The organism is Blastococcus aurantiacus (assembly GCF_900102425.1).
GTDB classification, from domain to species: domain Bacteria; phylum Actinomycetota; class Actinomycetes; order Mycobacteriales; family Geodermatophilaceae; genus Blastococcus; species Blastococcus aurantiacus.
The window spans coordinates 63,203-90,166 of the sequence record NZ_FNBT01000005.1 but is presented as its reverse complement, the minus strand read 5'-3'; the positions used below and the strand labels follow the sequence as shown (position 1 = coordinate 90,166).

Genomic DNA, 26,964 nt, shown 5'->3' with positions numbered 1-26,964 from the left:
CCACCGCCCCGGGCGGGGGCGGCCGCTCCGATGCCGAGGACGGTACGTCCGTGCCGCGCGCTCCGCAGCCGGAGCCGGAGCCGGGCTGTCCGACTCCGCGTCGCGCCGTCACCCAGTGCGAGCGGGTGCACCCATCGGCTCAGCGGCGCTGGGCCGACCGGAGCAGCCGGGCGCCGGTGGCGAGGGCCGCCGCCGCCGTCCACACCGCGGTCGACAGCCGCGTCGCCCGGCGGACGTCGCCGGCCTCCGGGAGCCGTCCGGAGCCGAGCACCGGCCGGTCCTCCACCCGGGATCCGTAGACGTTGCGGCCGCCCAACCGCAGCCCGAGGGCGCCGGCCAGCGCCGCCTCGCACCTCCCCGCGTTGGGGCTGGGGTGCGCGGCGCCGTCCGCGCGCCACGTGCGCAGGGCGCCGGCGGCGGACCCGCCGGCCAGTGGGGCGCAGGCGACCGTGAGGGCGGCGGTCAGCCGCGCGGGGGCCCAGTTGGCGACGTCGTCGAGCCGCGCGGAGGCCCACCCGAAGCGCTCGTAGCGCGGCGAACGGTGGCCGACCATCGCGTCCAGCGTGTTGACCGCCCGGTACGCGAGCAGCCCCGGGACGCCCGCCACCGCACCCCAGAACAGCGGGGCGACGGCGGCGTCGGAGGTGTTCTCCGCGACCGACTCGACTGTCGCCCGCGCCAGCTCGCCGGTGTCCAGGCCGCTCGGGTCGCGGCCGGCCAGCGAGGGCAGCACCGCGCGTGCCCGGGGCAGGTCGCCGTCGTCGAGGGCGTCCGCCATCCGGCCGGCGGTGCGAGACAGCGAGGTGCCACCGAGCACCGTCCACGTCGCGGCCGCGGTGACCAGCGTGCGCGCCACCGGCCGCGACCCCGTCGCCTGCTGCAGCGCCGTCCCCAGCGCGGCCGCGGCCGTCGTGAGCACGAGGACGTGGCCGACGCCGGCGATCCGGTCGTCCCGCCAGGTCCGGCGCTCCAGCGCGGCGGCGGCCGACCCGAAGCCGGCCACCGGGTGCCCGCGCCGCGGATCTCCCAGCAGCAGATCGGCGGCGGAGCCGAGGGCCAGGCCGGCGGCGGTCGGGACGTCCACGGGCGTCATGGTGCCCGCCCGTCCCGGGGAGACCTCCCTAGGATCGGTCGTCATGCGTCTGCCCGGCCGTTACGACGGCGTCGCCCGGCCCATCGTCACCTACGGCAGCGACCCCGTGCTGCACCGTCCCTGCGCACCGGTGACCGCCTTCGACCGCGGCCTCCGCCACCTGCTGCTCGACATGTTCGCCTCCATGGAGGCCGCCGACGGGGTGGGCCTGGCGGCCAACCAGATCGGCGTGGACGCGCGGATCTTCGTCATCGACTGCCCCGACGCCGCCGGCGAGGACGTGGTCGGCTACGTCGTCAACCCCACGCTGACGCTCCTCGAGGCCGTGGACGGCGAACCCGCCGAGGAGGTCACCGAGGAGGGCTGCCTCTCCGTGCCGGGTCCTTACGCCGAGCTGGCCCGGGCGTTCCGCGCGCGGGTGGACGGGGTCGACGTCAACGGCGACCCGGTGCACATCGAGGCGACGGGGATGGCGGCGCGGTGCCTCCAGCACGAGGTCGACCACCTCGAGGGCATCGTCTACGTGGACCGGCTCCCCGAGGAGGAACGGGACCGCCTGCTCGCGGAGGCGGCCGGTCCGGCGGGCGACCTGCCCGCGTGAGCGTCGGCCTGGACGGCCGCCTCGTCCTGTTCGACCTCGACGGCACGCTGGTCGACTCCTCGCCGGGCATCTCGTCCTCCGTCCGGCACGCAGCCACCGTCCTCGGGCTGCCCGAGCCGACGCCGACGCAGCTCCGCGCGATGGTCGGACCACCGCTGCAGGACGGCTTCGCCCTGGTGCTGGGCGTCCCGGCCGCGGACGTGGCGCGTGCGGTGGCCGCCTACCGGGAGCACTACGCGGCCGGCGCCGTCCTGGACGTCACCGTCCACGACGGCGTGCCCGACCTGCTGGAGGCCCTCGCCGAGGCGGGCGTGATCCTGGCCGTGGCCACGAGCAAGCCGGAGCCTTTCGCCCTCCGTGTCCTCGGGCACACCGGCCTCCTGTCCTCCTTCGCGACCGTCCACGGTGCGACGTTGGACGGGGCCGTCCGGCACAAGGACCAGGTCGTCGCGGCGGCCCTCGCCGCCCATCCCGGAGGGCACGGCCCCGTCCTCGTGGGCGACCGCTCCCACGACGTCCTCGGTGCCGCCGCCCACGGTCTGCCCTGCATCGGGGCGGGGTGGGGCCCGGCCGAGGACGGCGAGCTCGAGGCGGCGGGTGCCGCGGCCGTCGCCGCCGGTCCGGCCGACGTGCTGTCGCTCCTGCGGAAAATGGGCTGAGCTCCGTGCCGTCGTGACGCACGATGGCCGTTCCCCCACGCAAGGAGATCGATCGTGCACGCCCTCACCGAGCAGCAGGTCCGCCGCTCGTTCGTGAACTGCTCCCAGGGCGAGGCCAAGGGGCTGGCGCTGCCCAAGGACTTCGCCGACCTCGACTGGGCCGCCCTCGAGCTGCTCGGCTGGCGGGACCCGAAGGCACCGCTGCGCGGCTACCTCGTCGTCGACACCGGTGAGCGACCCGTCGGCATCGCCGTCCGGGCCGCCGACACGAGGATGTCCAGCCGGACGGCGGCGATGTGCCTGCTCTGCCAGACGGCGCAGACCGGGGACGCCGTGTCGCTGTTCACGGCGAAGCGAACCGGTGCCGCGGGCCGCAACGGCAACACCGTGGGCACCTACATGTGCGCCGACCTGGGTTGTGCCGACCGGGTCCGGACGGAGATCCCGCCGTGGCTGCAGGACCGGAACCCGGACGAGGTCGTCGCCGAACGCGCCGCCGAGCTGCGGGAACGGGTGCTGAACTTCGTCGAGGCGGTCCGCCGCTGATGTGTGGGTGCGTCGGGTGACGGGGCATCTGATCGCGCATGACCGAAACCGCGTCCGTCCCCCAGCCGCTCTCCGCCCTCGCCCTCGTCTGCAGCCTCAAGGCATCCCCGGCGCCGTCCAGCAGTGACCTGATGGCCCGGCAGATCCTCGACGAGCTCGGGAAGCACGGGGTCACCGGTGACGTCCTCCGCGTCGTCGACCACGACGTGCTGCCCGGCGTCGAGATCGACCTGGGCGAGGGCGATGCCTGGCCTGCCATCCGCGAGCGGATGATGGCCGCCGACATCCTCGTCGTGTCCACGCCCACCTGGGTCGGTCACATGAGCAGCGTCGCCCAGCGGGTGCTGGAGCGCTTGGACGGCGAGCTGTCCGAGACCGACGACTCGGGGCGGCCGCTGGTCGCCGGGAAGGTGGCGGTGACCGCCGTCGTCGGCAACGAGGACGGCGCGCACAAGATCATCGCCGACCTGTTCCAGGGGCTGAACGACATCGGTTTCACGATCCCGTCGCAGGGCGGCACCTACTGGAACGACCAGGCCATGGGCGGCACCGACTACATGGACCTCGACGAGACGCCCGAGGCGGTCGCCTCGACGACGGCGACGCTGGCCGAGAACGCCGCGCACCTGGCCCGCGCGCTGAAGGCGAGTCCCTACCCGGGCAGCTGAGCGGGGGCGAGCCGGTCCTCCCGCTCGTCCGCCGCCCGCCCGGCGGCGGCGAGCGACCCGGCCCTCCGTCGGGCGCGCAGCAGGCCGGCCACGGCCACCAGCGCGAGGACGACGACGGCGGCCCCGTAGACCTCGGTCGTGCGGGTGAGACCCGCGTGCCCGGCGGCGATGCCCGCGGCGATCGCCGGGATGCTGAACGCGAGGTAGCCGACGACGAAGACACCGGCCAGCAGACCGGCCCGGTGCCCCGGGGCGACCCCCGCGGTGATGGTGGCGACGGCGCCGAGGAACGCGGCGCCGAAGCCGAAGCCGGTGACCACCGCCGCGCCGAAGAGCAGCGGGGCCGACGTGGCGAGCAGCGCGCCGAGGGTGCCCACGCCCCCGACGGTGAAGACCAGCGCACCGACGAGCATCGCCCGCTCGTGAGGGGCGGTGCGCAGGGCGAGCGACCCGAGGATGCCGGTGCCGTTGAGCGCCAGGATCAGCAGCCCGCCCACGAGGTGGTTGTCGATGGCGAAGACATCGGCGACCAGGGACGGGCCGAGCGAGGCGTAGAGCCCGCCGACCGCCCAGCAGGCGAGCAGCAGCGGCAGCGCGACGACGAAGGCCGGCCGGTGGGCGGCGGGCACGTGGACCTGCGGGCGCAGCGACGCCACGGCGCCGGGCAGGCGGGGCGAGCTCTCGGGCAGGAGCAGCGCGCCGACGGCTGCCAGCACGAAGACCACGGTGAGCACCGCGAACACCCACGTGTCCGGCGCCGCGACCGACTGCACCAGCAGGCCGGCGCCGACGGCCCCGATCGAGAGGCCGAGGCCCGGGGAGGCGCTGTTGATGAAGGCTCCCATCGGGCGGTCGCGGTGCTGCAGGTCCAGCAACGAGGCCCCGAGCGTGCTGGTCAGCGCGCCGGTCGCCAGCCCCTGCACGATGCGCGCGGCCAGCAGCCACCCCACGCCGTCGGCGACCAGGAACAGCACCATCGCCACGGCCTCGAGCAGGAACGCCGCGATCAGCACCGGCCGCCGCCCGACGTGGTCGGACAGGCCGCCGACCACGAGCAGCGAGGCGAGCAGCGCGAAGGCGTAGATGCCGAAGATCGTCGTCAGGACCCCGGGGCCGAAGCCGAACTCCTCCTGGTAGACCCGGTACAGCGGCGAGGGGACGCCGGACGCCGCCAGCATGAGGACCAGGAGGACGGCGACCGACCAGAAGGCGGGCGCCCGGGGCAGGCGGCGGGACTCGGGCACGACAGACAGGAAGTCCCGCGCTCCGGTGCTGATTCCCCGCGACGCGTGTCGGGACGGGGCGTGGCGGGCGCCCGTCCGGGTAGGGGGCGCCCATGGCTCTTCCCCGCATCCTCGTCGTCGTCCTGGCCGGTGGAGCGGGTGGTCGGCTCGAGCTGCTGACCGACCAGCGGGCCAAGCCGGCCGTCCCCTTCGCCGGGGTGTACCGGCTGGTCGACTTCCCGCTGAGCAACTGCCAGCACTCCGGCATCTCCGACGTCTGGGTGTCGGTGCAGTACCACCCGACCTCGCTGTCGGACCACCTCGCCAACGGCCGGCCGTGGGACCTCGACCGCACGGCCGGCGGGCTGATGATGCTGCCGCCGTTCCAGGGCACCGACCGCGGCGGCTGGGTCAGCGGCACCGCCAACCTGCTCTGGCGGCAGGCCGACCTGATCCGCGAGTACGCCGCCGACGCGCTCGTCGTCGTCAGCTCCGACGCGGTCTACAAGCTGGACTACCGCGAGGTGGTGGAGGCCCACCTCGGGTCGGGCGACGAGGTGACCATGGTGACCACCGAGGTCGCCGCGGACGATGCCGCGCGCTACGGGATCGTCCAGGTCGGGGACGACGATCGGATCACCGACTACGCCTACAAGCCCGAAGAACCCGCCACCACCACCGCCACCAACGAGGTCTTCGTCTTCACCCCTGGCGCCACCCTGGACCGGCTGGAGGGACTGCACGCCGACCTCGGCGACGACGGTCTCGAGGACCTCGGGAGCCACCTGCTCCCCGCGCAGACCCGTGACGGGCTGGCCCGGGCCCACCGGCTGGAGGGCTACTGGCGCGACGTCGGGACGGTGCCCGCCTACTGGCAGGCCCACCGGGACTTCCTCGCCGCGGAGCCGCCGATCGACCTCGACGACCCCGCCTGGCCGCTGCACACCCGGGGTGGCCGGCACAGCGCCGCCCGCCTCCTGCCCGGCGCCGTCGTCGACGAGAGCCTGGTGTCCGGCGGTACGCGCGTGGCCGGCGAGGTGCGGGGCTCGGTCCTGTCACCCGGTGTGGTGGTGGAGAAGGGGGCCACGGTCGTCGACTCCGTGCTGCTGCCCGGGGCGCGGGTGCGCGCCGGGGCCACGGTGACCCGCTCGGTGCTCGACGACCGCGTCGAGATCGGGGAGTCGGCCACCGTCGGCGGCGACGGCGACATCACGCTGGTCGGCCGCCGCGCGGTCGTTGACGCCGGCGCGCACCTGGCCGCCGGCGCCCGGTTCCCCGAGCCCGAGGACGACTGACCTCAGTCCAGGGACATCCACACCCGGCGCCGGTCGCCCCGGGTGTGCACCCGCGCCATGGCCTCGACCCGGCGGCGCTGGTCGGGCGTCGCCGTGTGGTTGACCACCGCGATCTCGGCCTCCCGCATGGCCCGCTCGGCGGCGAACTCCGCGGGCGTCGAGGGGACGCCGTCCGGGCCGTCGCCGTCGGCCACGCCGTCGTCACCGGGGCGCGGGCGGGCGTAGGGGCTGTCGGCCGGGAGGTTCCCGCTGACCCGCCCGTAGGCGCCCAGGAGCAGCAGGACCAGGCCGGTGACCACGGCGAACACGACGTTCTCGATCTGGAACGCCAGCAGGTTCGCCTCGGTGCGCAGCACCGCCAGGCTGAACAGCCCGGACAGCAGGAACAGGATCCCGACCGCCATCATCAGCGTCGACGCGGTCCGCGGGCTGCGCAGTGCGGCGAGGACGAGGACACCGGCGGTCAGCACCGAGACGGTCGAGAGCAGGCCGTTCGACGACAGGCCGAGGATCGGCTCGCCGTCGGTCGAGAAGAAGTCCAGGCCGCCGGCGAAGCCCAGCACGCCGAAGACCAGGATCACCGCCGCGACGGCCAGCGCGCCGATCCGCTGGACGGTGAACACCCGTGGGTCGTAGCTGCGGCCGTGCTCGTCGGTGGCGAGGGCGGGGTGGTCCTCGCCGTTCGACGTGCGCAGGGGGAGGGGGCGACGCTGCATGGGGACTCCTCGGTCGAGGTGGATGCCCGCTCTTCCGCTCCCCGTGCCGGTCCGGATGCGGCGGGCCGGCGTGTCCTGCCGACCGCGGGAAGCCGACGGGAACCCGACGTGTTGGTCCGGGCGTGAACCAGCCGAACGAGGTCGATCTGCACTCCGAGTTCCTGCGCGCGGACCTCTTCCTGGCCATGGGCCAGCCGACCGAGGCCGCTCGGATCCTGGAAGCCGTCGTCGAGGGCGAACCCACCAACGAGGCAGCTCTCGAGGCGCTGGCCCGCGCCTACTTCGGGTCGGCCCAGCTGACCCGCGCCGAGGACGCCCTGATCCGCCTGGTGCAGCTGGCCCCGGCCAACGGGTGGGCCCGGCGGGCGCTGGCGCGGACGCTGGAGCGGCAGAGCCGGCACGACGAGGCTGCGCCGCACCACCGGATGGCCGACGCCCTCGGCGCGCGTTGAGCCGCCTCTGGGCTGTTGGCCCCTGCTCCTCGACGCAGAGTCACGACACGCCGCCGTCGGCCCGGTCACCCGGGTCGACGGCGGTGACCGTGGGCACACAGTGCCCATGAGCATCCTCGGACGACTGATGGGTACGGCAGAGAGCACCGCACGGGGTGCGGCTCGTGGTGGACGCGCTACCGCACGGCCGGCGCGGGGCATGGGCAGGTCCGCAGGGCCGAGCGTCGGTGGTCGCGGCATGCGTCGTGGCCGGGCCGCCGCCCCCGCATCGGCAGGCGGACTGGGTTCCATCGTGGGTGGGTTGCTGCGGCGCCGCTGATCTGATCACCCGCTGACCCGCGCCCGTCGCGTGGTCGGGCGGTTACCAGAGGGCGGCGGCGACCAGCAGGGTCGCCGCCGTCGCCACCTCGCCCATGGCGCCCATGACGTCGCCGCTGGTGCCGCCCAGGCGACGCCGGGCTCGGCGGTGCAGGACCTCGGCCGCCAGCAGGCCGGTTGCGATCGCGCCGACGAGCACGGCCGCCTGCCCGGGGCCCCGCACCGCGGTAGCGGCCAGGCCGGAGACGACCAGGGTCAGCAACGCTGCCCCGGCCAGCCACGCGACGGACACGGTGCCGGCGACGGTGCGGCCCAGCGACGACCCCTCCGCGACCGCCACGCCCGCCAGCCCGGTACGGGTCATGGCCAGGCGGGCCGTCACGACCGCCACCCACAGCACCAGCCAGCCCCCGTCCTGCGGCAGCAACGCCGCCAGGCAGGCGACCTGCAGCAGCAGGGTGAGCACGAGAGTGGCCACACCGAACGGGCCGACGTCGCTCTGGCGCATGACCTCCAGCGCGCGCTCGCGGCCGCGCAGCGGGCCGAGGCCGTCGGCGGTGTCGGCGAGCCCGTCGAGGTGCAACCCACGGGTGAGCAGGGCGAGGGCCGAGACGGCGAGGACCGCACCGGTGAGCGGGGAGACCGCGTGGCTGCCGGCCTCGGCGACGCCCGCCGCGACCACACCCAGCACGACGCCGACCAGAGGCGCCCACGGCAGCACACCCCGGGTAGAGGCCCCCGCGCGTGCCGGCACCGGCAGGGCGGTGAGCAGCGCCGCGGACTCCAGGGGACCGGTGAGCCTCATCGAGGCCGGTGGGCACGCCCGACGACGTCGGACCGGAGCCGGCGCGCGGCCGTCACGGGCAGAACTCCAGGCGGGTGATGCTGCCGTTGTGCGGGGTGACCGCCGGCATGGCGTCGGGGCCCAGCCCGGCCACGACGGCCTGGATCGCGCGGATCGTGTCGCCGTGCGTGACCAGGGCGATCACATCGGCGGGCGGCTCGGCGCAGAGGTCCTTGAGGTACGCCTCCACGCGGCCGTGCAGCTCGGCGAGGCTCTCGCCGCCCTCCGCCGACCACTGCGCGTCGCTCCAGTCGACGACGTCCCACAGCTCGCGCGACGGCCGGCCTTCCAGCACGCCGTACCCCTGCTCGCGCAGGGCCGGTGTGGTCAGGATCGGCAGGCCGGTCGTGCGCGCGCACGGCTCGGCGGTCTGGACGGCACGCACGAGGTCGCTGCTGATGAGCACGCCGGGGGAGAGGCCGGCCAGCTCCTCGGCGGCGGCCTCGGCCTGGCTGCGCCCCAGATCGGTGAGCGGGACGTGGGGCGTCTGCCCCTGCATCAGGCCGGCGGCGTTCCACTCGCTCTGCCCGTGGCGCACGAGCAGGAGGGTCAGGGGGCGGGCCATGGTGGATGAAAGCGTAACCAGGTGGGCGGCGGCGCGGGGAGCGCGCCTCGTACCGTCGTCGTCGCGACCGTTCCGAGGCGGTCGCGCACCGAGCACAGCAGCGCCGGTCGGCCCGACCGACGGGCGCAGCGAGGAGAGCACGTGAGCATCCCCGTCCGTCCCGGCGCCGCGCGCGCCGCCGCCCGCCCGGGCGCCCCCGACCCGCTGCTGCCGCTGCTCGAGCTGCCCGGGGTCAGGGCCGCCGCCGACGCCGCGCGCGCGGGCGTGGACCGCTTGCTGAGCCACAAGGTGCTGCGGCGGGAGTCCGCCGGGGTGAGCACCGAGTCCGCGCTGCGGGGAGCACGCGCCTCCGCGGCCCTCGAGGGGGTCGACGTGCCCCTGGCGGAGCTGCGGGCCGGCGCCGTCGACGACCCGGTGGTGCAGGGTGCGCTGCGGCTGTCCGCAGGCCTCGGCGGCATGATCGACACCTGGCCCAAGGCGCCCGGTCAGGTGCTGGCGCGCATGCACGTGCTGGCTGCGAGCGACCGGGTTGCCACGGCTGATCTCGGCCGGCCGGCGGCGCACGCGGGCCCCCGGTTGTCCGGGCTGTTCTCGCTCGTCACCGGCCCGACGGCGGCTCCGGCGGTGATCATGGCCGCGCTGGTCCACGGGGAGATCGCCGCGCTCGCGCCCTTCGGGGTGGCCGACGGACTGGTCGCCCGCGCGGCCGGCCGGCTCACCGGCATCACTCGCGGCCTGGATCCCAAGGCGGTCTCGGCCCCGGAGGTCGGCTTCGCCCAGTTCGGCCCCGAGGCCTACGCCGAGGCGCTGGCCGGCTACTCCTCCGGAGACCCCGCGGGCGTCGCCCGCTGGCTGGTGCACTGCTGCCAGGCGACCGAGCACGGCGCCCTGGAGGGCCTGGCCATCTGCGAGAGCCTGCTGCGCGGCTGACCTCCCGCCGGGCACCGCGGACCCGTCGGTCAGCCGGGGGCGAGGAGCAGTCCGGTCAGCGCCACGACGGTCACCGCGATCGAGGCCGCCGCCGCGGCCGGCACCCAGGCGCCGGTCAACGCTCCGTAGCCGAGGGCGGCGAGCACCGACAGCCACGGCCCGGACAGCGAGAGGAACAGGCCGACGCGTGCCGCCGGCCGGCGACGGCGCCGGCGGGGGGCGGTGCGGACGGACTGGCCGACGAGCACCGCGGCCACGCACACGGCGAAGGCCACGAGCCAGGCGAGGACCGCGGTGAGCACGTTCGCAGGATGGACGACGGTCCGGCGGTGCGGCCGGTGCCTCGCCGCAACGTGGTGCCTGGGTGGGTGGTCCCAGGGGCCGGGGGCTCAGGCCCCCCGGCGGCGCCGGCGGCCGGTGAGGGGGCCGGGTGCGCTGGGGAGGACCGTCCGGCTGGTCCGGTGACGGGCGTACCAGGCCAGGCCCACGACGGCCGCGCCGACGCCCATCGCGGCCGCGCCGGTGACCATCGGGGCCGCCGTCGTGGAGAACCGTGCGCGCATGCTCACCGGCCGCTCGAAGCGCAGCACCGGCCAGCCGTTCTGCAGCGCGGCCTTCCGGAGCCCGCGGTCGGGGTTGACGGCCGTGGGGTGCCCGACCGCAGCCAGCATCGGCAGGTCGGTCACCGAGTCGCTGTAGGCGTAGCAGTCGGCCAGGTCGTAGCCGCCCTCGGAGGCCACCTCGCGCATCGCGGCTGCCTTGTTCTCCGCGTAGGCGTAGAAGTCGATCTCGCCGGTGTACCGGCCGTCCTCGACCACCATCCGCGTGGCGACCACCCGGTCGGCGCCCAGCATCTCGCCGATCGGCTCGACCATCTCCGCCCCGCTGCTGGAGACGATGACGATCTCCCGCCCGGCGGCCCGGTGCTCCTCGATGAGGTCGGCCGCCTCGGCGTAGATCAGCGGGTCGACGATCTCGTGCAGCGTCTCGCGGACGATCTCGTGCACGGTGGCGGCGTCCCAGCCGGTGACCATGGCGGTCATCTGCGCGCGCAGCCGCTCCATCTGCTGGGCGTCGGCGCCGGCGAAGGAGAACACGAACTGGGCGTAGGCGGTCTTGAGGACCGTGCGCCGGTTGATCAGCCCGCCCTGGAAGAACGGACGGCCGAAGGCCAGGGTGCTGGACTTGGCGATGATCGTCTTATCCAGGTCGAAGAACGCCGCTCCGCGGGTCACGAGACATGAGGCTAGTAGGGCCCGGCGGGTGAGACAGAGCCCGCGCGCCGTCCACACCCGAAGGAGTCATCCACACTTCGGGCCCTGGTCTGGCACTGTTCGCCCGAACTCGGGTGGGCTGGTGCCGTGCCTCCCGCTGCCTCGCCCCCCGATCCGTCCTCCCGGCCGCTGGTCGTCAGCCGCGACGAGCAGCTGCTGGACGAGCTGCTGCGCGTGCTGGCCGCCGCCGGGACCGAACCCGAGCTCGCCGTCGGCGGCGCCCCGCTGCGCCGCGCGCACCGGAGCGCGCCGCTGGTTCTGCTCGGGGCGGACGTGCTGGGTTCGGCGGCGGTCCGCGGGCTGGGACGGCGACCGGGCGTGGTGGTCGTCGCCCGCCAGGAGCTGCCGGCCCCGGAGTGGGCGGCGGCGGTGGAGGTGGGCGCCGAGCGGGTGGCCCTGTTGCCCGATGACGAGGCGTGGCTGCTCTCCCGGGCCGTCGCGGCGGTCACCACCCCTGTCGCGCGCGGGTGGCTGTTGGCCGTCGGAGGCGGGTGCGGCGGTGCCGGGGCCAGCACCGTGGCCGCCGCCCTCGCCGTCGCCGCGGCACCCGGTGCGGTCCTGGTCGACGTCGACGGCTGGGGCGCTGGTCTCGACCTGCTGCTCGGCGCCGAACGAGCCGAGGGTCTGCGCTGGCCCGACCTGACTGGGCTCCGGGGACGGGTGTCCGGCGACGCGCTGCGCGCCTGCCTCCCCGAGGTGGCCGGGGTGCACGTCCTCGCCGCGTCGCGTTCCACCCACGCCCCGCTCCCGGAGGAGGCCGTCCGGGCGGTGGTGGAGGCGGCTCGGTCCGACGGTGCGCCCGTCGTCGTCGACCTGCCGCGCCCGGGGCCGGACGGGTTCTGCGCCACGACGCACGCCGTGCTCGGCGAGGCCGAGCTCGCGCTGCTCGTCGTGCCGGCTCGGCTGCGAGCGGCCACCGCTGCCCGGGTGCTCGTGACCGGCCCCGGGTCGCCGTGGGCGGCGGCGCAGCTGGTCGTCCGGCCGGTGCCCGGTGGGCTGTCCACCGCCGAGGTCGCCGACGTGGTCGGCCGGCCGGTGCTCACCGAGCTCCCGCACGACCGCAGTGCCGTGCCCCGGAGCGAGCGCGGGGAGGTGCCGGCCGTCGCGCCGCGCACGCCGCTGGGCGGGGTCGCCCGCCGGGCACTGGCCCGGGTGCGGGCGGCGGCCCGGTGAGTGCGGGACTGCTCGACCGCGTGCGGGCCCGGCTGGCGCTCGAGCCCGGCATGCCGACGCAGGCGGACGTCGCGGCCGTGGTCCGCCAGGAGAGCGGTGGGCTCCTCGGGGACGACGACGTGCTGCGGGCCGTGCGCGACGCCGTCGACGAGCTGGCCGGGGCCGGCCCCCTCGAGGCGCTGCTCCGGCTGCCGGACGTCACCGACGTGCTGGTGGCCGCCCCGGACCGGGTGTGGGTCGACCGTGGAGCCGGGCTGGAGCTCACCGGCGTGCGCTTCGACGACGACGCCGCCGTGCGGCGGCTCGCCGTGCGGCTGGCCGCCGCGGCCGGCCGCCGGCTAGACGACGCCGCGCCCTGGGTGGACGTCGGCCTGCCCGACGGGACCCGGCTGCACGCCGTGCTCGCGCCGGTGGCGGGCAGCACCTGCCTGTCGCTGCGCGTGCTGCGGCGCTGCTCCCGGAGCCTGGCCGACCTGCAGGCCCTCGGCGCTCTCCCCGGCGAGAGCCCGCAGCTGCTGCGCGCACTGGTGGATTGCAGGCTGCCCTTCCTCGTCACCGGGGGCACCGGCTCGGGCAAGACGACGGTGCTCTCCGCGCTGCTCGGCGAGGTCGGCCCGGCCGAGCGGGTGCTGACCTGCGAGGACGCCGCCGAACTCGCCCCGGCGCATCCGCACGTCGTGGCACTGCTCACCCGCCCGCCCAACGTGGAGGGCGTCGGTGAGGTGACGCTGCGCGACCTCGTGCGGCAGGCGCTGCGGATGCGGCCCGACCGGCTGGTCGTGGGAGAGGTCCGCGGCGCCGAGGTGGGCGACCTGCTCGCCGCGCTGAACACCGGTCACGAGGGCGGCTGCGGAACCCTGCACGCCAACTCGCCGGCGGAGGTGCCGGCCCGGCTGGAGGCCCTGGGCGTCGCCGCGGGGCTCGACCGCGCCGCGGTGCACAGCCTGGCCGCCGCCGCCCTGCACGTCGTCGTGCACCTGCGCCGAACCGCCGCCGGTCGACGGGTCGACGAACTCGGGGTCCTGCGGCGTGCGGGCGACCTCGTGGTGGTCGAACCGGGCTGGCGGGCCGACGGCGCTCCGTGCCCGGCCGCCGACCGGCTGCACGCACTGCTGGACCGGACGGCACCCCGGTGACCGCCATGCTCCTGCTCGCCGGTGCGGCGCTGCTCCTCTGGCCGGGCCGGCGGGCGGTGGTCCGGCTCGCCGAACGGGCCGCGGGGCCGGAGGTCCCGGGGGGCGGCCCGGCCACCGGCGCACCGGTGGTCCTGGCAGCGGTGCTCGCCGCGGCCGTCGGCGCGATGCTGAGCACGCCGCTCGTCGCGGTCCTGGCTGCGGCGGTCGCGGCGGCCGGCGTGCGCGGGTGGACCGGGAGGCGGGCCGCCGCGCAGGTGGACGCACGGCTGCGCGGGCTGGCGGACGGTCTCGGCGCGCTGGCGGCCGACCTGCGCAGCGGCCGGTCCATGGCGGCAGCCGCAGCCGCCGCCGAGCAGGCCTGCGGGGACCCTCGCGCCGGTCTCTGGCTGGTCCGGGCGTTGCGGACGCCGGAGGCGCCTCCGGACGAGGCCCCGGGCGAGATCGTGGACACGCTCACCCGGATCGCGGCCGCCACCCGGCTCAGCACGCGCACCGGCTGCTCGCTGGCAGCGGTCGCCACCGCCGTGGAGGACGACCTGCGCGCCCGTGCCCGGCACCGGGCGGAGCTGCGGTCGGCCACCGCCGGCCCCCGGGCGAGCGCTGCCGTGCTCGCCGGTCTACCGCTGCTCGGACTGCTCATGGGCAGCGGGGTGGGTGCCGATCCCTGGCGGGTCCTCACCACGACCGGCGCCGGTCAGGCACTGCTCGTCGGCGGGGTGGCGCTCGAGGCGGCCGGCCTCGTCTGGTCGCACCGGCTGGTCGAGCGGGCGCTCCGGTGAGCGGACGGGGCTGCCGGCGGTGACGCCGGACCTGACCTGGGCGGCCCTGCTGGTGTTCGCTGTCGCGCTGGCCCTGTGGCCCGCCCCGGGCGGAGCAGGTCTGGCCCGCTGGACGGCGCTGCTGGAAGCGGCAGGACCGACCGCCCCTGAGCCCTCGGTGCCGGGACCACCGCAGGACCCGGGACGGGAACGGTTGCGTCGGTGGGTCCTCGCGGCGGCTCTCGGCGGGGCGGTCGCGCTGCTCCTGGGCGGGGCCGCCGGGGCGGTGGCCGGCGGCGTGGTCGCCGTCGGTGTCGAACGCGTGCTGCGCGCTCGGGGGTCGGACGGGGGAGCGGCCGATCGGGTGCTGATCGTGCGCGACCTGCCGGCGGCCTGCGACCTCCTGGGTGTCTGCCTGTCCGCAGGGCTGCCCGTCGAGGGAGCGCTCGAGGCGGTCGGCGGCGCCGTGGGCGGGCCGCTGGGCGAGCACCTGCGGTCGGTCGCGGCCCTGTCCCGGCTCGGGGCCGACGCGCGCCGGGCCTGGGCGGAGGTGCCGGCGGAGCTGGCCGGGCTGGGCCGGGTCCTCGTGCGGGCGGGGGAGTCCGGAGCGACGGTCGCCGGCTCGCTGCGGACGCTGGCCGCCGAGAGCCGGGCCACGGCCCGGGCCGCCACGCAGGCTGCGGTGCAGCGTGCAGGGGTCTGGGTGCTCGCGCCGCTGGGCGCCTGCTTCCTGCCGGCGTTCGTGTGCCTCGGGGTGGCTCCACTGGTCCTCGGCATCGCGGACGACGTCTTCCGATGACCGTGGAGCCGGGTGGCGGATCCGGCCCGCCGTAGCGGTCAGGGCTGCCGGGGCGCCACGACGAAGACGTCGGCGTACTCGGAGACGACCTCGAGGACCGCGGTGATGTCCCCGGTCCGGCGGGCTCCGGCGACTTGGAGGTGGAACTCGCCGGTACGCAGTGCCGGTCGGGTCTGCCAGGTGACGACGGCGTCCACCGCGCCAGGGTTGCGCATCTGGTGCACGCTGCCGGCCGGGACGTCGAGGGTGTCGCCGGTGCGCAGGGTCGTCTCCACGCCGTCCACCCGGCACCACATCTCGCCCTGCAGGACGGTGAAGTGCTCGCTCTGGTTCGGGTGGAGGTGCGCGATCGGCAGCGCCGAGTCGGGGCGGTAGGTGGCCCGCATCTCGTGCAGCCGGCCGTCGCTGTCCTCGCCGGTGGTGGTGAACTCGAGTCGGAGGTTGCCGTCGTCCAGCACGGTCGTGTCCATGGGTTCGTCCTGTCGTGGTGTTCGTGTGGTCGCCGCGAAGGCTGCCAGGCGGTACTTGCGCCGCACTGGTGGTGCGCTTGGGCCGCCGGATCACGCGACCGGGATCCACAGCCGCGTCCGCCGTCCACAGATGCCGCTGACCCGTAGGACGACCGGTCGCGCGGGCCGAGGGTCGGTGCACGGCCCGACCTGCGGGCCCTCGACGCCAGGAGGCCACCGTGTCCACCGCTGCCATGCCCGTGCCCGACCCCACCGGGGCGGAGGCGCCCGCCCCGGCGCCCGCCCCGGCGCCCGCCCGCGCGTCTCGCGTCCGCTCCGCGCTGGCCCGGCGGCTGGTAGCGCTGCATGAGGAGCCCGAGGCAGGCATGAGCACCGCGGAGTACGCCGTCGGCACGGTGGCGGCCTGCGCCTTCGCCGCTGTCCTCTACCGGGTCGTCACCGGGGACTCCGTCGTCGACGGGCTGACCGACCTCGTCGACCGCGCGCTGGCCACGCTCGCCTGACGTGCGGCGTCCAGGGAGCGCCCGGCGCGTACTCCGGCGGGACTCCGATGGCGAGGCCGGCATGGTGACCGCCGAGACCGCGGTCGTGCTGCCGGTGCTCCTCCTCGTGCTGGTCTGCGCGGTCGCGGCGGTGATCGTGGTCGGGGCCCAGCTGCGCTGCGTCGACGCCGCGCGGGAAGGTGCCCGCGCCGCCTCGCGGGGCGAGACGGACGCGGTCGTGGCCGAGCTGGCCGGGGGAGTAGCACCCGACGGCGCGGTCACCGCGGTGCAGCCGGAGGGGGAGCGGGTCCGGGTCACGGTGAGTGTCGAGGTGTCGCCGCTGGGCCCGGTCCCGCTGCGCACCCGGGTGTCGGCCGAAGCGGTCGCGCAGCGCGAACCGGGCGGGACGTGGTGAGGGACGAGGGCGAGCGCGGCTCGGCGACCGTGTGGGTCCTCGCGCTGGCCGGTGTCCTCGCGCTGGTGGGCCTGGCAGGTGTGCTGGTGGGTGCCGCCGCCGTGGCCCGGCACCGGGCCGGCAGCGCGGCCGATCTCACCGCGCTGGCAGCGGCCGGACGGGCGGTGCTGGCCGATCCGCGCGCCTGCGAGGCCGCCGCCGTGATCTCGGAGGAGAACGGGGCACGGCTGGAAGACTGCCTCCAGGAGCCCGGCGGCGTGGTCGAGGTGACCGTCAGCGTGCGGGTGCACCTCGGTCCGGCGGGTCAGCGGACGGCGACCGCGCGGGCGCGGGCCGGGCCGGTGGGCGCCGCCCCGCGAGCGGCGTCAGAAGACGAGGTCGGGCTCGGGTGGGTCGGTGGTCTCCTCGTCGGTCCTGTCGCCGTCGACCCGGTCGCCCCCGCCGTCCCGGTCGCCCTCGTCATCTCCGGCGAGCAGGTCGCCCGCGGCGGCGAGCTCGTCGAGCACGACGTCCAGCACGCGGACGGCGCCCGCCTTGTCCAGCGGGTCGTTGCCGTTCCCGCACTTGGGGGACTGGACGCACGAGGGGCAGCCGCTCTCGCACTCGCAGCTCGCGACGGTGGCGCGGGTGGCCTGCAGCCACTGGCGCAGCACGTCGAAGCCGCGATCGGAGAAGCCGGCACCGCCGGGGTGGCCGTCGTAGACGAAGATCGCCGCGGTGCCGGTGTCGGGGTGCAGGGCGGTCGACAGCCCGCCGAGGTCCCAGCGGTCGCAGGTGGCCAGCAGCGGGAGGATCCCGATCGCCGCGTGCTCCGCGGCGTGCAGCGAGCCGGGCAGTGCCACCTCGTCGAGCTCGGCACGCTCCACGGCCCGGTCGCTCAGGGTCAGCCAGACCGCGCGGGTGCGCAGCTGGCGGGCGGGCAGGTCGAGCGGGAACTCGGCGAGGACCTCACCGGTGCCCTGCCTGCGGCGCTGGTAGGCCACCACCTGGTTGGTCACGTCGACCACGCCGGTGTGCGCCGTGACCGTGCCCAGCCGGTGGCTCCGGTCGGGCGAGACGATCGAGAGGTCGGTGATGTCGCGGGCGACCGTGGTCCACTCCGGGCTCTCGGGGTGCACCGCGGCGCAGGCGTCCTCGACGTCGAACTCGTCCACGACGAAGGTCTCGCCCCTGTGCACGTAGAGGGCGCCCTCGTGGACGGTGGCGTGGGCGGCGCCGCCGTCGACGGTGCCCAGCAGCCGCCCGGTCGCACCTTCGATGATCGCCACCGGTTCCCCGCCACTGCCGCGGATGTCGACGTCGGGGCGTCCCCGTCCGGCCCAGTACCAGCCGGCCGGCCGCCGCCGGAGCTGGCCGTCGGCGACGAGCTGCTCGAGGGCCGCCTCCGCGGCGGGGCCGCCGAAGTCGGGCAGGTCCGCGGGCACCAGCGGCAGCTCCGCCGCGGCGCAGCACAGCTGGGGGCCCAGCACGTAGGGATTGGCGGGGTCGGTCACCGTCGCCTCGATCGCCCGGCCGAACACCGCGCGCGGGTGGTGGGCGAGGTAGTGGTCCAGCGGGTCGTCCCGGGCGACGAAGACCACGAGCGACTCCCGCTGCGCGCGGCCCGCGCGCCCGGCCTGCTGCCACAGCGAGGCCAGGGTGCCCGGGTAGCCGGCGAGCACCACCGCGTCCAGGCCGGCGATGTCGATGCCGAGCTCCAGGGCGTTCGTGGTCGCGACCCCCAGTAGGTCACCGCTCGACAGCGCCCGCTCGAGCTCGCGCCGCTCCTCGGGCAGGTAGCCGCCGCGGTAGGAGTCCACGCGGCGCACCAGGTCCTCCCGGCCGCGGTCGCGCAGCAGCCGGCGGGCCTGGTCGGCGACGGACTCCGCGCTCCGCCGGGAGCGCACGAACGCCAGCGTGCGGGCGCCCCGCTCGACCAGGTCGGCCAGGAGCCCGGCGGCGTCGGCGGCGGCGGACCGGCGCAGCGGAGCGCCGTGCTCGCCGGTGTGCTCGGTGAGCGGCGGCTCCCAGAGCGCGAAGGTCGCTCCGGGCCGCGGCGACCCGTCCTCGGTCACGGCCACCACCGGCTCGCCCACCAGCCGCGAGGCGGCCGCGGCGGGCTCGGCGACGGTCGCGGAGGCGAGCACGAACACCGGCTCCGCGCCGTAGCGGCGGCAGATCCGGCGGAGCCGGCGCAGCACGTGGCCCACATGGGAGCCGAAGACGCCGCGGTAGGCGTGGCACTCGTCGATCACGACGTAGGCCACGCGGCGCAGCGTGCTCGACCACTTCTGGTGGGCCGGCAGGATCCCGCGGTGCAGCATGTCGGGGTTGGTGACGATCCACCGCGAGTGGCGGCGCACCCAGTCGCGCTCCTCGCCGGGGGTGTCGCCGTCGTAGGCGGCCGGGCGCACCGAGGGATCGGCCAGCTCCGCCACCGCGGCCAGCTGGTCGCGGGCCAGCGCCTTGGTCGGGGCGAGGTAGAGGACGCAGGCACGCGGGTCCTCGGCCAGGCGGCTGAGTGCGGGCAGCTGGTAGGCCAGCGACTTGCCCGACGCGGTCCCCGTGGCGACGACGACGTGCCGGCCGTCGTGGGCGAGCTGGGCGGCCTCGACCTGGTGGGCGTAGGGGGACGCGACTCCGCGCTCCTGCAGGCGCTCGCGCAGGGGAGCACCGACCCACTCCGGCCAGGGCAGCGTGCGCCGCTCGCGCACCGGCACCGAGTGGACGTGCGTGACCGGGCGCTCCTCCTCGGCCGTGGCGGCGAGCAGCGACTCCAGCAGTTCGGCCCCCGGCGGCGGGCTCTCGGTGCCCCGGCCGCGCGGAGCCCCGTCGGTCGCGGCGGGTGCGCCGGGCAGGCCGGGGGAGAGCGTGGTCACCGGGCCTCCTCGCTGGTGTCCGCCGGGCCGTCACCCCGCTGCTGGCTGCGTCCTGCGCGGCGGAGCACCTCACTCCCCGCACCTCCACTGTCACACCTGGCGGCAACCCGGTGCGGGCGGTCATCAGGGCTGGTGGGGCCCGGAAAGAACGCAGTGTTCAGGGGGGATGCACATCGTGTGATCTCCCTTACACTTCCGGCCGTTACGGTGCGCCTCCGTCCGCACCGCATCGGCACCTCCGCCGCACCCGGGGAGCACCGGCGCCCCCCGGGCGGCAGTCGACGCTGGGAGGACCCACATGCCCGACGAATCGCTGTCCGGCGGGGATACGGCGATCGTCGCCGTCATCCTCGTCATCTCGCTGGCCGCCCTGGGCTTCGCCGCGTACCTGGTCAAGGCCGTCATGGCCGCCGACCAGGGCACGATGAAGATGCGCGAGATCGCGCAGGCGATCCAGGAGGGTGCGGCGGCCTTCCTGCGCAGGCAGTTCCGGACGCTCGGCATCTTCGCCGTCATCGTCTTCCTGCTCCTGCTGGTCCTGCCCGTGGCGGACGGCGGCTGGGGGACACGTGTCGGTCGCGCGGTCTTCTTCCTCGTGGGCGCGAGCTTCTCCGCCGCCGTCGGCTTCATCGGGATGACGCTGGCCACCCGGGCGAACCTCCGGGTCGCGGCGGCCGCCAACGCCGGCGGCTACCTGCCGTCCTTCCGCACCGCCTACCGCACCGGCGGCGTGGTCGGGATGATCACCATCGGTCTCGGCCTCTTCGGAGCCGCGCTCGTGCTGCTCCTCTTCGACGAGACCGCGCCCATCGTGCTGGAGGGCTTCGGGTTCGGCGGGGCGCTGCTGGCCATGTTCATGCGTGTCGGTGGCGGCATCTTCACCAAGGCGGCCGACGTCGGCGCCGACCTCGTCGGCAAGGTCGAGGCGGGTATCCCGGAGGACGATCCGCGCAACGCCGCGACCATCGCCGACAACGTGGGCGACAACGTCGGTGACTGCGCGGGCATGGCTGCGGACCTCTTCGAGTCCTACGCGGTCACCCTCGTCGCGGCCCTCATCCTCGGGCAGGTCTTCTTCGGCCCGGTCGGCATGGTGTTCCCCCTCATCGTCGCGGCCATCGGCGTCATCGCCTCGATGGTCGGGGTGCTCGCCACCCGGCCCGCGAAGACCGACGCCAGCGGCATGGCGCCGATCAACCGGGGCTTCTTCACCTCTGCCGCGGTCTCGCTCGTCCTCGTCGCGGCGGCGTCCTTCACCTACCTGCCGAGCATCTCCGACGGCGTCGACATGGAGGTCAGCCCCCAGGTCCTCGGCTTCGTGTCCGTCCTCGTCGGCGTCGTGCTCGCCGCAGCAATCCAGCAGTTGACCGGCTACTTCACCGAGACCAGCCGCAAGCCGGTCAAGGACATCGGCCGCAGCTCCCTGACCGGCCCGGCGACCGTCATCCTGTCCGGCATCTCGCTCGGCCTGGAGTCCGCGGTCTACGCCGCGATCCTCATCGGTGGTGCCGTCTACGGGGCCTTCCTCATCGGCGGCGGTGCGGCGCTCTACGCCGTCGCCCTCGCCGGCTGCGGCCTGCTCACCACCGCCGGTGTCATCGTCGCGATGGACACCTTCGGCCCGGTCAGCGACAACGCGCAGGGCATCGCCGAGATGTCCGGCGACATCGACGAAGAGGGCGCCCGTGTCCTCACCGACCTCGACGCGGTCGGCAACACGACCAAGGCCATCACCAAGGGCATCGCGATCGCGACCGCGGTGCTGGCGGCCACGGCGCTCTTCGGCTCCTACAACTCCCAGCTCGAGGTCGCCCTCGAGGACGCGGGGGACACCGCGGGCCAGACGCTGCAGGAGGCGTTCAGCCTGGTGAACCCCAACAACGTCGTGGGGGCGATCATCGGCGCCGCGGTGGTCTTCTTCTTCTCCGGCCTGGCCATCAGCGCCGTCTCGCGGGCCGCCGGGCGCGTGGTCTTCGAGGTCCGGGAGCAGTTCCGCACCCGGCCCGGGATCATGACCTACGAGGAGCGGCCGAACTACGCAGCCGTCGTCGACATCTGCACCAAGGACTCGCTGCGCGAGTTGGCCACCCCCGGCCTGCTCGCCGTCCTGGCGCCGGTCGCGGTGGGCTTCGGGCTCGGCTTCGGCCCGCTGGCCGCCTACCTCGTCGGTGCCATCGCCGCGGGCACGCTGATGGCGGTCTTCCTCTCGAACTCCGGCGGCGCCTGGGACAACGCGAAGAAGATGGTCGAGGACGGTGCCTACGGCGGCAAGGGCAGCGAGGCCCATGCCGCCACGGTCATCGGTGACACCGTCGGGGACCCGTTCAAGGACACCGCCGGCCCCGCCATCAACCCGCTGATCAAGGTGATGAACCTCGTCGCGCTGATCATCGCCCCGGCCGTCGTCAGCCTCTCGGTGGGCGAGGACGCCAACGACGCGGTCCGGATCGCCATCGCGCTGGCTGCGACGCTGATCATCGTGGGTGCCGTCGTGGTGTCCAAGAGGCGCTCCGTCGTGGTCGGCGAGGTAACCGCCGAGCCGGGCGCGGGGTCGCTCACCAGCACCGCTCCCTGATCCGCCCACACCGCGACCCTCCTGCCGGAAACGCTCCGGCGGGAGGGTCGCGGTGTGCGTTGTGGACGCCCGCCTGCGCTGTGGACGTCCGCGCGCCCGCCGTCGTCCGGCCTGCCTAGCGTCGCCGCCTCCCGTCCACCCCGGACGGGCGACGACCGACCAGGAGGCAGCCCGTGGCCCCGAGGATCACCGTCCAGCCCGACGCGCTGGCCGCGCTCGCCGACGAGCTGGCCCGGCTGGCGTCCGCGCTGGCGACCGACGGCGAGCGCTGCAGGTCCGCCGCCGGCGTCCTGGACGCCGCGCTGGCCGGCCGGGAGGGCACCGTCACGGGCGCCGTGGCCACCGCCTGGGCGGACCTGGCCGGCGCGCTCGCGGAGGGCACCGCAGCGGTGGCCGGCACGGTGCGCGCTGCCGCGGTCGCCTACCGGGACGCGGACGAGGAGCTGGCGGAGCGCTTCGGGGCGCCGGTCCTCCCGGGCGGGGACCCGTCGTGCTGAGCCGGTCGGCAGGGGGAACGCCGTGAGCGCCCCGGTCGCGTACCCGGACCCGGTGCTCCGGCTGCAGACCGTGGCCGGCTGGGACGTCGTCTCGCTGCGCGCCGGGCTGCACGCTCTGACGGCGCTGGACGAGGGCTTCCCGGCATGGCGGAGCCGGCTGGACGCCGTCGTCCGTGAACTGGAGCAGGACGGGTGCTGGTCGGGGCCGGCCGCGGCGCAGGCCGGCGAACTGCTCGTGCGGCTGTCGTCTGCGGCGGCCGCCCTGGACCTCGGGTTCGCGGCCTCGCGCGAGGAGTGCGCCCGGCTGGCGCGCGAGGCGGCCACCGCCGCCGAGCGGGCGGCCACTGCCCTGGCCCTGGCTCGGGAGCTGCCGATGCCCCTGGACGCCGCCCTCGCCGCGGAGGACACGCTCGCGGCCTCGGTCGACCGGCTGGTGCTCGGTCCGGGCTCGGTGCCCCCTGCGGTCGCCACGGCGCGGGAGGCGCTGTCCGCCGTGACCGCGGTCGAGGCGGCGGCCGGCCGGGCCGGGGAGGTGCTGGTGCCCGCGGCGGCGACCGGTCCGGCGGCGTGGCTGGACGCCCTCGCCGGTGTCGACCCCGTTCGCCGGCCGCCGGCCGGCGGGGACCCGGCGGCGACGGCCCACTGGTGGGCGGCACTGCCGATCGCCGCCCAGCTGACCCTCGTCGAGTCACAGCCGCGGATCGTCGGATCGTCGGACGGTGTGCCCGCGTGGGCGAGGGACCGCGCGAACCGGCACGCGCTCCGGCAGGTGCTCGCGGACCCGCGGGCCGACGAGGACCACCGCGCCACCGCGCGGGTCGTGGCCGAGGTGCTGGCCGCCGAGGAGGACGCCGGCCGCGTCGCGCAGCTGCACCTGCTGGACCTGGACGCGGATCGCGTGGCGGTGGCCTTCGGCGACCTCGACTCCGCGGAGGCGGTCGCGCTCGTCGTCCCCGGCATCTACACCTCCCCGGAGGACGACCTCGCGGGCGTGGCCGGTGATGCGCGGGACCTCGCCACCGCTGCGCGGCACGCGGACTCTGCGGCGGCGGTGGCCGCGATGGCCTGGCTGGGCTACCGGGCGCCGCACACCGTCCCCGCCGTCCTCACCCGCGGCGCGGCCGTCAGGGGCGGGGCCCTCCTGGACGCCGCCCTGGCCGGACTCGCGGGGGCGCGCAGCACGGCCGGAACAGCGCTGCCGCGGACGACCGTCGTCGGGCACAGCTACGGGACGGTGGTCCTGGACGAGGCGGCCGACCGGCCGGGCCGGCTGGCCGCCGACGCGGTCGTCCTGCTCGGCAGTCCCGGCATGGAGGACGACGCTGCGGCCTTGGAGGCGCCCGAGGTGTACGACGCGGCGTCGGCGGCCGACCCGATCTCGTGGAGCGGCTGGTTCGGCACGGAGACCTGGGCCGGCAGGTTCGGCTCCACCGGCCTGCCCACCGATCCCGGCACGGGGCACTCGGGCTACTTCGACCGGGACCGGCCGACGCTGGCCGCGATGGGGGAGGTGGTGGTGGGGCGCCGCGCCGGCTGACCCCATCGCGGGAGGCCTCTTCCCGGCCTGGGAACAGCAGCGCAGCATGCACGTTCGGTAAGGAGGACGGCACGCCACGGGAGGTCGTCCGGGGGCTCCGGTCGCCCGCGTGGCCTACCGTGGCCCGCCGAGGGGGCTCATCGCCACAGCGTCGCCCGGCGCCGGCCCCCGGGTGCGACGTCGAGAACCGTCCACGCACGCCGCGCCAGCACGACCACGCACCACCGACAGGAGCACCGTGCCCACGAAGACCACGCACACCGGGAGCGAGAGCACCGAGCCCGACGCCGGGAGCACCACGCCCCCTCGGCGCAGCTCGGCCGCAGCCGGCGGCAAGCCGCTGGTCATCGTGGAGTCGCCGACCAAGGCCACCAAGATCGCCGGGTACCTCGGCAGCGGCTACGTCGTCGAGGCCAGCGTCGGGCACATCCGCGACCTGCCGCGCAACGCCGCCGACGTCCCGGCCGAGCACAAGGGCTCCTCCTGGGCCCGGCTCGGTGTCGACGTCGACAACTCCTTCGAGCCGCTCTACGTGGTCAGCCCGGACCGCAAGCAGCAGGTCAGCCGGCTCAAGCAGCTCGTCAAGAACGCCAGCGAGATCTACCTGGCGACAGACGAGGACCGCGAGGGCGAGGCCATCGCCTGGCACCTGATCGACACCCTCAAGCCGCGGGTCCCGGTCCGCCGGATGGTCTTCCACGAGATCACCCCCGAGGCGATCGCCCGCGCCGTCGCCAACCCGCGCGAGCTGGACACCGACCTGGTCGACGCGCAGGAGACCCGCCGCATCCTCGACCGCCTGTACGGCTACGAGGTCAGCCCCGTGCTGTGGAAGAAGGTGCTGCCCAAGCTCTCCGCCGGCCGAGTGCAGTCGGTGGCCACCCGCATCGTGGTCGAGCGCGAGCGCGAGCGGATGGCGTTCCACGCCGCCGACTACTGGTCGCTGGAGGGCACCTTCGCCGTCCCGGGCAAGGCCGCCGGCGCCGACGAGGGCGAGCCCACCACCGTGCGGGCGAAGCTGGTCAGCGTCGACGACAGCCGGGTCGCCACCGGGCGGGACTTCGACGCCGCCACCGGCCGCACCACCGGCGAGGTCGTGCACCTCGACGAGGCCGGCGCCCGTGGCCTGGCCGCACGCCTCGAGGGCCGCCAGGTTGCGGTCACCCGGGTCGACGAGAAGCCCTACCGACGCCGCCCGTACGCCCCGTTCACCACCTCGACGCTGCAGATGGAGGCCGGCCGCAAGCTCGGCTGGTCGTCCGCGCAGACGATGCGGGTGGCCCAGCGGCTGTACGAGAACGGTCACATCACCTACATGCGTACCGACTCGACGAACCTGTCCGAGGAGGCCATCAACGCCGCCCGGCAGCAGGCCCGCGAGCTCTACGGCGACGCCTACGTCCCCGCCGAGGCCCGCCGCTACAGCAAGAAGTCCAAGGGCGCGCAGGAGGCGCACGAGGCGATCCGCCCCGCCGGCGACAGCTTCCGCACCCCGGGGCAGCTCGCCGCCGAACTGGGGCGCGACGAGTTCCGGCTCTACGAGCTGGTCTGGCAGCGCACGGTCGCCTCGCAGATGTCCGACGCCGTCGGGCAGACCGTGAGCATCCGGCTGGCCGGCCGCAGCGCCACCGACGAAGCGGTCGAGTTCACCGCCAGCGGCCGTACGATCACCTTCCCCGGCTTCCTCCGGGCCTACGTGGAGTCCCGCGACGAGGGCGCCCAGAACTCGGGCGAGGACGACCACGGCAGCGACGACGCCGAGCGCCGGCTGCCCCGCCTGGAGCGGGGGCAGCAGCTCGACACCCGCGAGCTCGAGCCCAAGGGCCACACGACGCAGCCGCCGTCCCGGTACACCGAGCCCAGCCTCGTGGCCCGGCTCGAGGAGCTGGGCATCGGCCGGCCCTCCACCTTCGCCTCGATCATGCAGACGATTCAGGACCGCGGGTACGTGTGGAAGAAGGGCAACGCGCTGGTGCCCTCGTTCATCGCGTTCGCCGTGACCAACCTGCTGGAGCAGCACTTCGCGCAGCTCGTCGACTACGACTTCACCGCGTCGCTGGAGAGCGAGCTCGACGAGATCGCCGGCGGCACCCTGGGCCGCGTCGACTGGCTGACCGAGTTCTACTTCGGCGGCGAGGGCCGGCACGCCGGCGCCATCGCCGAGTCCGGCGGCCTCAAGTCGGTCATCGGCCAGCGGCTCGAGGAGATCGACGCCCGCGGGGTGAACTCCATCCCGCTGCGCGCGACCAGCCCCGAGGGCAAGCCGGTCGTGGCCCGCGTGGGCCGTTACGGCCCCTACCTCCAGGCCGGCGAGGACGGCGCCCGGGTCAGCATCCCCGAGGACCTGGCGCCCGACGAGCTCACCGAGGAGAAGGTGCGCGAGCTGCTCGCGGCGCCGTCGGGCGACCGGGAGCTCGGCACCGACCCGGAGTCCGGGCTGCCCGTCGTCGTCAAGGCCGGCCGCTACGGCCCCTACGTCACCACCGTCGTCCCCGAGGGCAGCAAGGAGGCCCCGCGGACGGCGAGCCTGCTCTCGTCCATGTCGGTGGAGACGGTGACCATCGATGACGCGCTCAAGCTGCTGACCCTGCCCCGCACCGTGGGCACCGCGCCCGACGGCGAGGAGATCCAGGCGCTCAACGGCCGCTACGGGCCCTACATCAAGAAGGGCACCGACTCCCGCTCCGTGGAGGGCGAGGAGAAGCTGTTCACGATCACCCTCGACGAGGCACTGGCGATCTTCGCCCAGCCCAAGCAGCGGGGGCGCGCAGCGGCCAAGGCGCCGCTCAAGGAGCTCGGCCCGGACCCGGTCACCGAGGGCGTGATCACGGTCCGCGAGGGCCGGTTCGGGCCCTACGTGACCGACGGCGAGACCAACGCCAGCCTGCGCAAGGGCGACGACGTCGAGACGATCACCATCGAGCGTGCCGCCGAGCTGCTCGCCGACCGTCGCGCCGCCGGTCCGGCCAAGAAGAAGAAGGCCGCGAAGAAGACGACGGCCAAGAAGGCTCCGGCGAAGAAGGCCACCGCCAAGAAGACGGCTGCCAAGAAGGCCGCCGACCCGGTCGCCACGGTCTGAC

General features: G+C 75.5%; 26 protein-coding genes and 1 pseudogene. 18 read left to right on the top strand and 9 right to left on the bottom strand.

Translation table 11 applies throughout. The annotated features are described in order from the left end of the window. Window positions 1-139: 139 nt before the first annotated feature. Window positions 140-1,093, bottom strand: a complete 954-nt coding sequence (locus tag BLS70_RS11365; RefSeq protein ID WP_091767576.1) for a cobalamin biosynthesis protein — start codon at window positions 1,091-1,093, stop codon at window positions 140-142. Window positions 1,094-1,136: 43 nt separating this feature from the next. On the opposite strand from BLS70_RS11365, the gene def reads away from it, so the two are divergent. The 4 genes from def to BLS70_RS11345 are packed head-to-tail and all read left to right on the top strand — an operon-like array spanning window position 1,137 to window position 3,567. Then, a complete protein-coding gene (gene def / locus BLS70_RS11360; protein WP_091767573.1) occupies window positions 1,137-1,694 on the top strand; it encodes a peptide deformylase in 558 nt (185 codons plus the stop codon). Further along, window positions 1,691-2,353 carry an HAD hydrolase-like protein gene (locus BLS70_RS11355; RefSeq protein WP_218122381.1) on the top strand — a complete coding sequence of 221 codons (663 nt, stop codon included), beginning with the start codon at window positions 1,691-1,693 and terminating at the stop codon, window positions 2,351-2,353. The genes def and BLS70_RS11355 overlap by 4 nt, the downstream gene beginning before the upstream one ends. Before the next feature lie 54 nt (window positions 2,354-2,407). Next, entirely contained in the window at window positions 2,408-2,899 is a 492-nt protein-coding gene (locus BLS70_RS11350; RefSeq protein ID WP_091767570.1) for an FBP domain-containing protein, read from the top strand. Window positions 2,900-2,937: 38 nt separating this feature from the next. Next, window positions 2,938-3,567 carry a flavodoxin family protein gene (locus BLS70_RS11345; RefSeq protein ID WP_091767567.1) on the top strand — a complete coding sequence of 210 codons (630 nt, stop codon included), beginning with the start codon at window positions 2,938-2,940 and terminating at the stop codon, window positions 3,565-3,567. On the opposite strand, the gene BLS70_RS11340 is transcribed toward BLS70_RS11345, so the two are convergent. Beyond that, a complete protein-coding gene (locus BLS70_RS11340; RefSeq protein WP_255362408.1) occupies window positions 3,552-4,811 on the bottom strand; it encodes an MFS transporter in 1,260 nt (419 codons plus the stop codon). The genes BLS70_RS11345 and BLS70_RS11340 overlap by 16 nt on opposite strands. Before the next feature lie 92 nt (window positions 4,812-4,903). Between BLS70_RS11340 and BLS70_RS11335 the strand changes: the two genes are divergently transcribed. Continuing rightward, complete coding sequence (locus BLS70_RS11335) at window positions 4,904-6,085, top strand: glucose-1-phosphate adenylyltransferase family protein (RefSeq protein ID WP_091767564.1); 1,182 nt, start codon at window positions 4,904-4,906, stop codon at window positions 6,083-6,085. Window positions 6,086-6,087: 2 nt separating this feature from the next. Here BLS70_RS11335 and BLS70_RS11330 read toward each other — a convergent pair whose 3' ends face one another. Continuing rightward, window positions 6,088-6,801, bottom strand: a complete 714-nt coding sequence (locus tag BLS70_RS11330; protein ID WP_091767560.1) for a DUF4383 domain-containing protein — start codon at window positions 6,799-6,801, stop codon at window positions 6,088-6,090. A gap of 122 nt (window positions 6,802-6,923) precedes the next feature. Here BLS70_RS11330 and BLS70_RS11325 point away from each other — a divergent pair, with 122 nt between their 5' ends. Next, complete coding sequence (locus BLS70_RS11325) at window positions 6,924-7,253, top strand: tetratricopeptide repeat protein (protein ID WP_255362407.1); 330 nt, start codon at window positions 6,924-6,926, stop codon at window positions 7,251-7,253. Window positions 7,254-7,614: 361 nt separating this feature from the next. On the opposite strand, the gene BLS70_RS11315 is transcribed toward BLS70_RS11325, so the two are convergent. Then, window positions 7,615-8,376, bottom strand: a complete 762-nt coding sequence (locus BLS70_RS11315) for an adenosylcobinamide-GDP ribazoletransferase (RefSeq protein WP_091767557.1) — start codon at window positions 8,374-8,376, stop codon at window positions 7,615-7,617. Between the two features lie 52 nt (window positions 8,377-8,428). Continuing rightward, complete coding sequence (locus tag BLS70_RS11310; protein WP_091767554.1) at window positions 8,429-8,980, bottom strand: histidine phosphatase family protein; 552 nt, start codon at window positions 8,978-8,980, stop codon at window positions 8,429-8,431. A gap of 141 nt (window positions 8,981-9,121) precedes the next feature. On the opposite strand from BLS70_RS11310, the gene BLS70_RS11305 reads away from it, so the two are divergent. Then, window positions 9,122-9,910 carry a Fic family protein gene (locus BLS70_RS11305; RefSeq protein WP_091767551.1) on the top strand — a complete coding sequence of 263 codons (789 nt, stop codon included), beginning with the start codon at window positions 9,122-9,124 and terminating at the stop codon, window positions 9,908-9,910. A 29-nt stretch (window positions 9,911-9,939) separates the two neighbouring features. On the opposite strand, the gene BLS70_RS11300 is transcribed toward BLS70_RS11305, so the two are convergent. Together BLS70_RS11300 and BLS70_RS11295 are read right to left on the bottom strand one after the other, a co-directional pair. After that, a complete protein-coding gene (locus BLS70_RS11300) occupies window positions 9,940-10,212 on the bottom strand; it encodes a hypothetical protein (protein ID WP_091767548.1) in 273 nt (90 codons plus the stop codon). Between the two features lie 87 nt (window positions 10,213-10,299). Continuing rightward, window positions 10,300-11,145 (bottom strand): HAD family hydrolase, encoded by an 846-nt coding sequence (locus BLS70_RS11295; RefSeq protein ID WP_091767545.1) that lies wholly within the window; start codon window positions 11,143-11,145, stop codon window positions 10,300-10,302. Between the two features lie 126 nt (window positions 11,146-11,271). On the opposite strand from BLS70_RS11295, the gene ssd reads away from it, so the two are divergent. The 4 genes from ssd to BLS70_RS11275 are packed head-to-tail and all read left to right on the top strand — an operon-like array spanning window position 11,272 to window position 15,050. Next, window positions 11,272-12,357: a septum site-determining protein Ssd gene (ssd, locus tag BLS70_RS11290; RefSeq protein ID WP_091767542.1), complete on the top strand. Its 1,086-nt coding sequence runs from the start codon at window positions 11,272-11,274 to the stop codon at window positions 12,355-12,357. Continuing rightward, on the top strand, window positions 12,354-13,493 hold the full coding sequence (locus BLS70_RS11285) for a TadA family conjugal transfer-associated ATPase (protein WP_091767539.1): 1,140 nt from the start codon (window positions 12,354-12,356) through the stop codon (window positions 13,491-13,493). The genes ssd and BLS70_RS11285 overlap by 4 nt, the downstream gene beginning before the upstream one ends. 5 nt (window positions 13,494-13,498) lie before the next feature. Beyond that, window positions 13,499-14,272, top strand: a complete 774-nt coding sequence (locus tag BLS70_RS11280) for a type II secretion system F family protein (protein WP_255362447.1) — start codon at window positions 13,499-13,501, stop codon at window positions 14,270-14,272. A gap of 19 nt (window positions 14,273-14,291) precedes the next feature. After that, window positions 14,292-15,050: a type II secretion system F family protein gene (locus BLS70_RS11275; protein ID WP_255362406.1), complete on the top strand. Its 759-nt coding sequence runs from the start codon at window positions 14,292-14,294 to the stop codon at window positions 15,048-15,050. 38 nt (window positions 15,051-15,088) lie between these two features. Here the strand turns inward: BLS70_RS11275 and BLS70_RS11270 are convergent, their stop codons facing one another. Beyond that, window positions 15,089-15,520, bottom strand: a complete 432-nt coding sequence (locus BLS70_RS11270) for a cupin domain-containing protein (RefSeq protein ID WP_091767533.1) — start codon at window positions 15,518-15,520, stop codon at window positions 15,089-15,091. 218 nt (window positions 15,521-15,738) lie between these two features. On the opposite strand from BLS70_RS11270, the gene BLS70_RS11265 reads away from it, so the two are divergent. From BLS70_RS11265 to BLS70_RS21630, 3 genes and pseudogenes are all read left to right on the top strand, one after another. After that, window positions 15,739-16,023 (top strand): DUF4244 domain-containing protein, encoded by a 285-nt coding sequence (locus BLS70_RS11265; RefSeq protein WP_255362405.1) that lies wholly within the window; start codon window positions 15,739-15,741, stop codon window positions 16,021-16,023. A 61-nt stretch (window positions 16,024-16,084) separates the two neighbouring features. Then, window positions 16,085-16,417 carry a TadE family type IV pilus minor pilin gene (locus tag BLS70_RS11260; RefSeq protein WP_091767530.1) on the top strand — a complete coding sequence of 111 codons (333 nt, stop codon included), beginning with the start codon at window positions 16,085-16,087 and terminating at the stop codon, window positions 16,415-16,417. Then, window positions 16,411-16,746: pseudogene (locus BLS70_RS21630) on the top strand (Rv3654c family TadE-like protein); the annotation flags it as partial. The gene BLS70_RS11260 and the pseudogene BLS70_RS21630, both read left to right, overlap by 7 nt. A gap of 36 nt (window positions 16,747-16,782) precedes the next feature. On the opposite strand, the gene BLS70_RS11250 reads toward BLS70_RS21630, so the two are convergent. After that, window positions 16,783-19,275: a DEAD/DEAH box helicase gene (locus BLS70_RS11250; protein WP_255362404.1), complete on the bottom strand. Its 2,493-nt coding sequence runs from the start codon at window positions 19,273-19,275 to the stop codon at window positions 16,783-16,785. A 298-nt stretch (window positions 19,276-19,573) separates the two neighbouring features. On the opposite strand from BLS70_RS11250, the gene BLS70_RS11245 reads away from it, so the two are divergent. The 4 genes from BLS70_RS11245 to topA all read left to right on the top strand — a co-directional run bounded on the left by BLS70_RS11245 (window position 19,574) and on the right by topA (window position 26,963). After that, complete coding sequence (locus BLS70_RS11245) at window positions 19,574-21,850, top strand: sodium-translocating pyrophosphatase (protein ID WP_091767526.1); 2,277 nt, start codon at window positions 19,574-19,576, stop codon at window positions 21,848-21,850. Window positions 21,851-22,023: 173 nt separating this feature from the next. Further along, complete coding sequence (locus BLS70_RS11240; protein ID WP_091767523.1) at window positions 22,024-22,347, top strand: hypothetical protein; 324 nt, start codon at window positions 22,024-22,026, stop codon at window positions 22,345-22,347. Window positions 22,348-22,369: 22 nt separating this feature from the next. Further along, window positions 22,370-23,884, top strand: a complete 1,515-nt coding sequence (locus BLS70_RS11235; RefSeq protein ID WP_091767520.1) for an alpha/beta hydrolase — start codon at window positions 22,370-22,372, stop codon at window positions 23,882-23,884. 238 nt (window positions 23,885-24,122) lie between these two features. Further along, on the top strand, window positions 24,123-26,963 hold the full coding sequence (topA, locus tag BLS70_RS11230; RefSeq protein WP_091767517.1) for a type I DNA topoisomerase: 2,841 nt from the start codon (window positions 24,123-24,125) through the stop codon (window positions 26,961-26,963). Window position 26,964: the final 1 nt, after the last annotated feature.